Here is a 9,197-nt window from a genome sequence, read left to right as displayed (position 1 = left end):
CTTATATAGCGGGACTTATCAACAGTTTTTTTTGGAACAAATTATGGGTGTTCCGAAAAAACGGAGGGAATATTATCCGTGAAGCAATCTATTTTTTTCTTATTTTCGTACTCTGTTACGGAATCCAGTTCGTATGCTTTCGAACATTAGTTGAATATTGCAAAATCAATGCAAACTGGGCTCAAATTCCGGCAATGATAGTTTATACAATATCCAATTATATATTGAATAAGTTTATTACATTTAAAACTAAACAATAAGAGTTTAAATAAAAATATATAACATGAAACTTGACTCTAAATCGACACTCGGAATACTATTGATAACAATCAGTATTTTAACTCTTATCCCTTTTATCGGTCTGACAGATTTTCATACAAAAGGAGAACCCCGAGAAGCCATTGTTGCTGTTTCAATGTTAGATAGTGGAAATTGGATATTACCCGAAAATAATGGCGGAGATATGGCTTACAAACCACCCATGTTCCATTGGGCAATTGCCGTAACGTCATTTTTGGCAGGAGAAGTGACAGAATTTACCTCCAGATTTCCGTCAGCTTTATCAGCAATTATTATTGCATTGTTTACATTCTTATTTTATGCCAAAAGGACGAATAACAACCTTGCATTTTTGACTTCTTTGCTATTCTTGTCTGCATTTGAGATTCATCGGGCAGCTATGGCTTCTCGTGTTGATATGGTACTGGCCTTGTTTATCATATTAGCACTATTCCAACTATATCAATGGACAGAGAAAAATCTAAAAGGAATTCCTCTAATTGCAACGTTGTTTATGGGTGCTGCAACCTTGACCAAAGGGCCTGTAGGAATTATTCTTCCGTGTGCCGTTACCGGAGCATATTTGTTGCTACGAAACGAAAATTTCTGGAAGCTTTTCTATAAACTTTTGATTACAGCCTTAATATCATGCATATTACCTGCTATTTGGTATTATTTAGCTTATCAACAAGGTGGCAGTGAATTTATAAATTTGGTTATGGAAGAAAATTTCGGAAGATTTTTAGGCAAGATGTCATACGAATCCCATGAGCAACCTATTATTTATTACATTTATACAACTATTGCTGGTTTTATTCCTTGGTCGATATTAGTACTATTCTCTCTTTTTGCTCTAAAATATTCTTCCCCCAATCTTTCTGTTAAGACATGGTGGAACAAATTAAAATCTGCCGTTAAGAACACAGACCCCATAAGGCTTTTTACATTTCTTGCCTTCGCGGTAATTTTCGTTTTCTATTGTATTCCTAAAAGTAAACGGTCTGTATATTTATTGCCGATTTATCCTTTCCTTGCATTCTTTCTTGCAGAATATATGCTTTACCTACTAAAAAAGCATCAAAAAGTTTGGAGAGCATTCGGTATATTCTTATCTATCTTGACGGGTCTGGTACTTATCATATTCATAGTTCTTAAATCCGGATGGGTATTACCGTATCTGACAAACTCGGGTAACTTTCCAGAAGATATAATCTACTACATCGACGCATTCCATTCCTCATGGGATTTCGTCAGTGTCGGATGTGTAATAATTTTAATAATAGTTCTTTATCAAGTATATAAGAATAAACGAGAATTATCTTTAAATAACCGCTATCTATATTCGGTAGTAGCACTATTCTTTTGGTTGCAAATCCTTTTAGATGCCACGATTTTACCGACAATACTTAATGCCAAATCAATGCGTCCTTTTGCACAACAAGTAGAAGAGCTTATTCCTGAAGGGAAAATATACTCTTATGTCGGAGCTCCGATGATGCGTTTCTTCATTATCAATTTCTACAATGACAACAGAGTTGTCGAATTTGAAAAAGAACAACCGGAAGAAGGATATTTGTTGGTGGGAGAAAAAGACTATCCTCATATTGCCGGTAAATATTCCGACAAATATAAATTTACCGATATATTAAAAAGTCCCCGTAAAGGGAATGATGTAAAAGACATTATTCATATATACCAATTTGAGAAAATAAAATAATCTGTCTAATAGCCAGTTAGAATATATTATCAGGTCATCTTCGCATTTTCTTCCGGCCTATTTCCCCAAAAGAAACTCTCAGATCTGACCCAAGCGAAATTTAGGCAAGCTCTTAGAATGAACCATCATGAGATATTATTGTTAGTAATAAATAGCTTTTATTTATTACTAACATTGTTTTTATGCGCATCACCATTATTACACTTCTGTTTTTATTTATCCAATTTGTTCCCGGTATAGCAAAAATTATTCGAAAACCGTCTTTTGAAGCGAGGAATACGATAACTTTCAACATAGACAGCATAGAAATAAGAGATGATTTAACTCGTATTTATGCCACGTGCAATCACATTCCCGGCCAATGGATGATCATTCATTCCGACTTATATATTATCTCTCCGACAGATAAGCAAGAGTGGAAAGCTATCGAGATAGACGGAACTGACTTTAATCGCAAATTTCAAGTATCGGAACAAGGAAAAGCCAATATCAGCATAGATTTCCCTGCTCTGTCAAAAGAAATAAAAACAATAGATTTATGTGAAAGATCGGGAGACTCCCCAATACGAATCATCAATATAAACTTACAAGACGCTTCTGTATCTTCCGGTAAAGATACAATCCAAACGGCATTATTTCATAAAAATATTTCACAGCAAGATACAGTAAAACTCAATAATATCTTAAAAAAGAATATTGCGGTATTAAAAGGCCATATCAACGGCTATCATCCAAGACTTCGATTCGGAAACGGATCGATTTATTTAGATAACGTAATAACTAAAGAGCAGAGAACAATTCCCGTAAATATCGATAGTCTTGGAAACTTTACAACAACATTACAACTATATTACCCTGTACAACAAACTTTATTTTTCCCAAAAGGATATATCAATTTTTATATAGAACCGGGAGATACTCTCTTAGTCGAGACAGAAATGGATCGTCTTACTACACCTGTTAGAAATATAGAAGACCTCGAAAAACAAGATAATTATGCAAAATATTACGGTAACTTAGCTCAAACGAACTATGAGCTTAGGAATATCCGTGTATCATTTCATAATGATATACAAGAGTTAGCAACAGATATATTAACGTTATCTCCTATCCTTTTCAAAGAAAAATATACAAGAGAATATCATCAACAACGAGAGAGACTAAAAGAGTGGTTGAAAAAAAATAATATCTCAAGCAAGACTGCGGAAATAGCTTTACTAAATTCAGATTACGCCTATGCCCGTATGCTGCTTGATTATGAGACTTATCATACTCGTAAGTTTCCAAATCAAGAAATTCCGCAAGAGTATTATCAATTTCTTAAAACTCTACCCCTAAATAACGAAAATTCTCTTCTCGCTGCCGACTACAAATTATTTATCAACAGATTAGAGCTGTCGAATCCTCTTCTTGCCACTCGAAAGATTTCATCTTCAGACCTCATCGATTCTTTTGCGAATATCGGAGTAAAATTAACTCCGGAAGAAAAAGAGTTAATCGTCTTTTCTATGAATTTAAAGAATCTAAGCGATACTGTAAACTTTAAAAATTTTGCATCCAGAATGTATGAATTCAACCATAAATACGCATCAGAACAAATATTAATAAGAGAAAAACTGAATACACAAAAAACATACGACATATATACGAGTCAATTAGGTCTGAATCCGGGAATCACTCTCGATTTATTATATACCAGAAAATTTATTCCTCGTTTGAATGCAATGAAAAGGAAATTAACATCGAAAGAATTCGACACATATACATTCTACATAGGACAACCTTTCTTAAAACAATTCATGAACGAAATCAACATCAATTTCGTACCTGACACGGTATCCAACGATAAACAGTGTAATTTGGAGTAGTTCCGGCTTTCAATGAAACGGAGTCTGTTATGCAATATCCGGCCTGTTTTAAAAAAGAAGAGGTCAAAAACGAAAGATTATCCGTAATAATGACAGGTATTTGAAAAGTCGAAATTTGTTGATGAAGTTGCAGCTGCCAGTCTTTATTCTTTAACGCTATTTTATTCGCTTCCGGGAAAATATGACTTACAGCACTACTATTCTGTAAAGTAGAAATATATTCCGTTTGTCCGTTGTTCCAAACAGGGAGTTGATTATCCCACGCATATTTTGCCAATAACGGGGAGTAAATCTGTACTCCTTGAGTTTTGTCTGTATCTAAAATCTTATAAATACTTTCCCATTCAGATTTTTCCCGATTATTCATTTCTCTCGGAATATTAATAAAAAGACCGATATGGTATAACGAAAATAAAACAGTTCCTATAAGAACAACATTCTTTAATTTATCTTTTTTCAATACATCAATACCAGATAGCGTGTAAATAGCTAAAACCGGTATAAACAATTGGTAGATATAAGTCATATATGCTCCCTCATGCATTCCCAATCGAAGTATAACGATAAAATATACACAAACGGATATAGCATAAATATCGGGCATTTCGGACAACTTTATTAATGGACTATTCCGATCTTTCCCTAAATTAAAAGATATTATGATCTTCCCGGATATATTCTTATACCGATTATACACTACCAGCAAAAAAAGTAAAAGCAACGGAAAATAAAACAATCCAGTTACAGCCAATTGCTTTATCAAATGAGACAAACTATGTGATGCGATAGCTAAATGATGAACAATGGCTATCGAAAAAAAAGCAGGATATAAATAGTTTATAAAACTTGCCGCACAAATGAAACAAAAAATCGAAAACAAGACATAATATAAAGCCTGTTTTTTAGATCGGAATAACAACCATATAAATACAGGCACACAGACAATTACAAAATACTGTTTTATAAAAAATGACAATATGGTTAGAAATGATACCCCGCAAATATCTTTGATAGTTTTTATTCTTTTAGCTTTGTATAAGGTCAATAACATAACAAAAACTCCTAACGTATTAGGTAAGGCTACACAAAGTCCCATGCTCCATCCGACAATCAAAGTTATCGAAAATGCAAGAAAGGCATACACAATCGAGTTTGTCTGATTTTTTACCTCCTTTGCTGATATCCAACCGCATAGTACAGTGCCGGATAAAGCGATAAGACGTTGAAACAACAACAGATCTATATGAATAAAACTAATAAGGGAATATAACCAAGATGTCAATAACGGCACGACAAATCCATAGACATAAAAAAAAGGAGGTATATTAACCGTATCATACGGATTCTTTCCCTCGAGGAACATACGGGTAATGTCAATATTAGCAAACTCCCGATATTCGTTCGGATAAGGAGAAATCAACCAATAAAACGAATAAATGATAAATATCAGGCAATAAACTGCTGATGCCCCTAAACAAAAATAACCGACCGAATTAAATTTCTTGAAGTTTATTCTTTGCATAATCATTCTTCATCAAATGATTTACAAATATAATATAAGATTATCGACGAAAGCTCTTTTCTGCATTAAAATTAAAATCTTACATTTGTAAAGAAAATCGAATCAGTAAACGAATGAAAGTTTGTATTGCCGAAAAACCGAGTGTCGCAAAAGAAATTGCCGACATCGTAGGAGCAAAAACCAGACATGACGGATATTATGAAGGGAACGGATATCAGGTTACATGGACATTCGGTCATCTTTGTACATTGAAAGAGCCTCACGAATACGCTCCACAATGGAAATCGTGGTCTTTATGGAGTCTTCCGATGATACCTCAACGATTTGGTATAAAACTGATTCAGGATAAAGGCATTGAGAAACAGTTCGGTATTATCGAAACTCTTATGTCCAAAGCTGAGGCTGTTATCAATTGCGGTGATGCAGGACAGGAAGGGGAACTTATACAACGTTGGGTAATGCAAAAAGCCGGCTGCAAATGTCCGGTATATAGGCTATGGATATCCTCTCTTACCGAAGAGTCTATACGGGAAGGTTTTGAAAATTTGAAAAAACAAGAAGATTTCAATACTTTATATGAAGCCGGATTATCAAGAGCTATCGGAGACTGGTTATTGGGAATGAACGCCACCCGTTTATATACATTAAAATATGGCCAAAATAAACAAGTTTTATCAATAGGGCGTGTACAGACTCCTACTTTAGCTTTGATCGTCAACCGTCAGCTCGAAATTGATAATTTCGTGTCGCAACCCTATTGGGAACTCAAAACAATATATAGAGAAACCGTCTTTTCTGTTACGAAAGGCCGTTTTCAGACGGTAGAAGAAGGAGAGTCTTTTTTGCAAGAAGTTCTGGGAATCCCGTTTGAAGTAACCGATGTTTCCAAGAAACAAGGGAAAGAAGCTCCTCCCCGACTTTTTGATTTGACATCTCTACAAGTAGAATGCAATAAGAAATTTGCATTTTCGGCAGAAGATACACTCAAATTGATACAATCTTTGTATGAAAAGAAAGTAACAACCTATCCTCGTGTAGATACCACATTTTTAAGTGACGATATTTATCCTAAAGTTCCCGGAATACTGCAAGCCATAGCCTTTAATTCGATTTATGAACCGTTAATACCCCCTTTACAAAAAGGAAAACTGCCCAAACCTAAAAAAGTTTTTGACAATTCAAAAGTAACAGATCATCACGCAATTATCCCGACAAACGTACGACCAAATAATCTTACGGATAATGAACGGAAGGTATATGATTTAGTTGCTCGTCGTTTTATCGCAGTATTTTATCCGGATTGTAAAATCGCAACAACAACTGTTTTGGGAAAAGTCAATAATGTCGAATTCAAGACAACAGGGAAACAAGTTATAGAACCCGGCTGGAGGACCGTTTTTGAAAAAGATAAAGATCCGGAAAAAGAAAATGAAGAAGAAAAAGTTCTGCCTGACTTTATAAAAGGAGAAAGCGGGCCGCACGAACCATCTTTAACAGAAAAATGGACACAGCCCCCCAAATTATATACCGAAGCTACCTTGCTACGAGCAATGGAAACTGCCGGGAAATTAGTCGATGACGATGAATTACGCGATGCTCTGAAAGAAAACGGCATAGGACGGCCATCCACTCGTGCTGCAATAATAGAGACACTTTTTAAACGGAATTATATCCGGAAAGAGCGTAAAAATCTCATTCCGACATCTACCGGTATAGAATTGATACAAACAATACAGGACGAACTGCTAAAATCAGCCGAATTGACGGGTATATGGGAAAATAAACTAAGAAAAATAGAGCGTAGTGAATATAATGCCCGAAATTTTTTAGACGAACTTAAAATAATGGTTACTCAAATCGTTAACCATGTCAGAAATGACTCTGTCAATAGAAGCATTACTATTCAAGATACGGAAAAAATAGAAACGAATAAAGCAAAAAAAACAGATACGAAAAAGAAAAGCAAAAATGCGAATCCGGCAAAAAAAGAAATAAAGAATCAAAGACTTGAATCGAAAATAAATGAAATAATTTGTCCAATATGCAAGCAAGGGAAAATATTGAAAGGTAAGTCTGCATACGGATGTTCTAACTGGAAAAACGGCTGTACATTCAGAATTAATTTTTCTGATTGCCCACCGGATATTTCGACTGAGGAACTTCAAAAGGTTGTAGAAAAATATAATACAGAACGAAATGAAGAATAATTCTACAGAACTATTTCCGATAATAGACGAACAAGGCCATACAATAGGGAAAGCGACTCGTAAAGAATGTCATAACGGAAGTAAACTCTTACATCCGGTAATTCATCTACAAATCTTTAATAAATACGGAAATTTATACCTCCAGAAAAGAGCTATGAACAAAGATATTCAACCGGGAAAATGGGATACGGCAGTCGGAGGACACGTTGATTACGGTGAGAGTGTTGAAGACGCTTTGTTTCGCGAGACTCGGGAAGAACTGAGCATTACGGACTTCTCTCCGACTTTTTCGTTTTCATATATCTTTGAATCTGAGATAGAAAAGGAAATGGTATATTCTTACTACACTATATATGACGGACTGATAGTTCCCGATAAAGATGAAGTAGAAACCGGTCGTTTTTGGAGCATTGACGAAATTGAACAAAATATAGGGAAGCAAATATTTACACCCAATTTTGAAATCGAATTTCAACGATTACAAAGCTATTTAAAAGGTCTTTTATAACGGGATTAAATATTCAACTCCGTTTTTATCGTATCGACAACATCCCAGAATACAGATTGTATAGGCTCTATCAGTGATTTTTTATTATTCTCTTCAGGAACAAGGGCTTTCAATCCTCCCGGAATACAGCTCACATCTATACGGGCATCCATCATTATCGGTTCTCCATCTATATGCATGATTCCCGGTTTTTCCCGAATGATAGATATAGACTCTGTTTCGAATGTTTTAATATTACTATTCCGGTCTATAAGTTTAGTAAACAATTGAACTGCTAACGGCCCTATATCAAATGGAGTAAAAGGTCGTATGATCGTAACATCCAACTTTCCATCCTGCATATTGGCACGTGGAGCAATATATGCGTTATTTCCATATTGGGAAGCATTACCACATGCTATCAAAAATGCTTTTTCTTTAACCGATCCGTCTTTACTTTCCAAACGATAAGTCTCGGTTTTATATTTCATATACTCAGTAACAGCTTTTCTCAAATAGGTAAGTCCTCCCCTATGCTTATCTTCCGCAAACTTCATACTTACCCAAGCATCGAAACCGACACCACAAGTACAGAAAAATACTTTATCATTAGCTTTGCAGTAGTCCAAAGCTACAGTTCTATTCTCATTGACGATCTTTAATGCGCGTACGACATCGATAGGAATTCCCAAATGACGAGCCAAACCGTTACCCGATCCGATAGGAATAATTCCTAAAGCCGTATCGGAATGGATAAGAGCCTTTGCTATTTCATTACAAGTACCGTCTCCACCTACAGAAAGTACATAATCTGTTTTTTCAGCTACGGCCTCTCTCGTCAAAACAGTAGCATGCCCGGCATATTCAGTAAATTTGATCTGAATATCAAATTTACTGTCATCCAATGTCGCTTTTATAGTTTCAGGAATATTTACTTTTGAGTGAGTTCCTGATATCGGATTTATAATAGCCAACAGACGTTTTCGAGTGCCCATAGATAAAAATTATACTATTTACTATACAAATGTAACCATTTAAATCCAATCTGTAAAAACGATAATTCCCAACAAGGGTTTTAAATACTAAAAAATCTGTTATTTTAGACCAAAACAAATAG

The 9,197-nt window shown here is 35.1% G+C and carries 7 protein-coding genes; 5 read left to right on the top strand and 2 right to left on the bottom strand.

Annotated features, from left to right (window positions below; translation table 11 throughout):
- The 3 genes from AC1WHX_RS08105 to AC1WHX_RS08095 form a co-directional block, all read left to right on the top strand.
- A partial coding sequence (locus AC1WHX_RS08105; RefSeq protein ID WP_481229125.1) for a GtrA family protein occupies positions 1–260 on the top strand: 260 nt, incomplete at its 5' end.
- Between the two features lie 23 nt (positions 261–283).
- Positions 284–1,996 carry an ArnT family glycosyltransferase gene (locus AC1WHX_RS08100; RefSeq protein ID WP_022391178.1) on the top strand — a complete coding sequence of 571 codons (1,713 nt, stop codon included), beginning with the start codon at positions 284–286 and terminating at the stop codon, positions 1,994–1,996.
- 182 nt (positions 1,997–2,178) lie between these two features.
- On the top strand, positions 2,179–3,864 hold the full coding sequence (locus AC1WHX_RS08095) for a hypothetical protein (RefSeq protein ID WP_481229124.1): 1,686 nt from the start codon (positions 2,179–2,181) through the stop codon (positions 3,862–3,864).
- Here AC1WHX_RS08095 and AC1WHX_RS08090 read toward each other — a convergent pair.
- Positions 3,812–5,386, bottom strand: a complete 1,575-nt coding sequence (locus AC1WHX_RS08090; protein ID WP_481229123.1) for a hypothetical protein — start codon at positions 5,384–5,386, stop codon at positions 3,812–3,814. The two genes, AC1WHX_RS08095 and AC1WHX_RS08090, sit on opposite strands and share 53 nt — an antisense overlap.
- Positions 5,387–5,499: 113 nt before the next feature.
- On the opposite strand from AC1WHX_RS08090, the gene AC1WHX_RS08085 reads away from it, so the two are divergent.
- Both AC1WHX_RS08085 and AC1WHX_RS08080 read left to right on the top strand, forming a co-directional pair.
- The gene (locus AC1WHX_RS08085) at positions 5,500–7,593 is read left to right on the top strand and encodes a DNA topoisomerase 3 (RefSeq protein WP_122337544.1); all 2,094 of its coding nucleotides are present in this window, start codon (positions 5,500–5,502) and stop codon (positions 7,591–7,593) included.
- Positions 7,583–8,101: an NUDIX hydrolase gene (locus tag AC1WHX_RS08080; protein ID WP_122337545.1), complete on the top strand. Its 519-nt coding sequence runs from the start codon at positions 7,583–7,585 to the stop codon at positions 8,099–8,101. Before AC1WHX_RS08085 ends, AC1WHX_RS08080 begins: the two co-directional genes overlap by 11 nt.
- Positions 8,102–8,106: 5 nt before the next feature.
- On the opposite strand, the gene AC1WHX_RS08075 is transcribed toward AC1WHX_RS08080, so the two are convergent.
- On the bottom strand, positions 8,107–9,075 hold the full coding sequence (locus tag AC1WHX_RS08075) for a diacylglycerol/lipid kinase family protein (protein WP_122337546.1): 969 nt from the start codon (positions 9,073–9,075) through the stop codon (positions 8,107–8,109).
- Positions 9,076–9,197 lie beyond the last annotated feature (122 nt).

The organism is Coprobacter sp., assembly GCF_982436375.1.
This window is presented reverse-complemented; position numbering and strand designations above follow the sequence as displayed.

Coding starts and splice junctions, on each gene's coding strand:
- AC1WHX_RS08095 (WP_481229124.1), top strand. CDS start 2,179: ATGCGCATCACCATTATTACACTTCTGTTTTTATTTATCCAATTTGTT.
- AC1WHX_RS08080 (WP_122337545.1), top strand. CDS start 7,583: ATGAAGAATAATTCTACAGAACTATTTCCGATAATAGACGAACAAGGC.
- AC1WHX_RS08075 (WP_122337546.1), bottom strand. CDS start 9,075: ATGGGCACTCGAAAACGTCTGTTGGCTATTATAAATCCGATATCAGGA.
- AC1WHX_RS08085 (WP_122337544.1), top strand. CDS start 5,500: ATGAAAGTTTGTATTGCCGAAAAACCGAGTGTCGCAAAAGAAATTGCC.
- AC1WHX_RS08090 (WP_481229123.1), bottom strand. CDS start 5,386: ATGCAAAGAATAAACTTCAAGAAATTTAATTCGGTCGGTTATTTTTGT.
- AC1WHX_RS08100 (WP_022391178.1), top strand. CDS start 284: ATGAAACTTGACTCTAAATCGACACTCGGAATACTATTGATAACAATC.